At 39.5% G+C, this 865-nt stretch carries 2 protein-coding genes; both read right to left on the bottom strand.

The window, feature by feature from the left end:
• Positions 1–398: 398 nt before the first annotated feature.
• Entirely contained in the window at positions 399–632 is a 234-nt protein-coding gene (locus R7093_RS24600; RefSeq protein WP_318146936.1) for a hypothetical protein, read from the bottom strand.
• 87 nt (positions 633–719) lie between these two features.
• The coding region (locus tag R7093_RS24595; RefSeq protein WP_411913252.1) for an acyltransferase at positions 720–865 on the bottom strand (146 nt) is incomplete at its 5' end.

Below are 865 nucleotides of genomic sequence, written 5' to 3'. Positions count from 1 at the left end.
CACAAGATAAGTCAAAACTAAATAGCACATACGGTCAGCATATTTGTGAATTACTATTCATTAATTATTTTTTCATAAATTAAACATTAATGTGACCAGTTTCACACAATTGAACTGCGTACAACATAAAGTAAACGAAATTTAAGTGTTTACTGACTCAAAACGTGTCGATAGAACAGAGGTTAAACATCGAGCTGAAACACGTATTTCCCACCAAAATTTATTATACATAGCAGTGAGTTACCTGCATCCAAGCGGTTAAAATGCGTACTGATGTGACTCATTTTTGAGAGAGGAACATAAAAAGAGCAAAAGCACTAAAAGAGGATAATGCGATTTGAATAACCAGTGCTTCAAACCGCACTTATGAACTTATGCAGAGAAAGAAAGACTATCAGTTACTGTTGAATGGTTTTATGACCACAGTTTTCGCAGATCAAGTGACGTTCAAATTCATCCATAGAAGCAAGGAAGGCGCCGAATACTACGCTTTTGAGAAAGCCAGCAATGAACTCTTTCTTGTTGCGATTTTTATCGCCTTCAAAGCCACTTTTCTTTCTGACTAACACCACTACATGATGCGTTTCTACCCCACATGTAGGGCATATGAGGACTTCTGTCTTGTTCGACATCTTAGACTCCTTGACGAATTATCCCTGTCTGATGACATGATTCCCTTACGCCTGTAAAGCGAGTCATCATGCCATCACTATCGATTCTTACTCTTCTTCGTTGAGACGACGAATCAACTTCGCTGGTGTGCCTCCGTATAGACAATCTGGCGGCACATCATGGTTAACGACTGAATTCGCCGCAATTACTGAGCGAGCACCTATCGTCACACCTTGGTTAATGACCGAATTTC

It is taken from the genome of Vibrio sp. 1580, assembly GCF_033340055.1.
This window is presented reverse-complemented; position numbering and strand designations above follow the sequence as displayed.

Bases quoted from the DNA above. Each gene is read 5' to 3' on its own strand.
- R7093_RS24600 (WP_318146936.1), bottom strand. From the start codon at position 632: ATGTCGAACAAGACAGAAGTCCTCATATGCCCTACATGTGGGGTAGAA.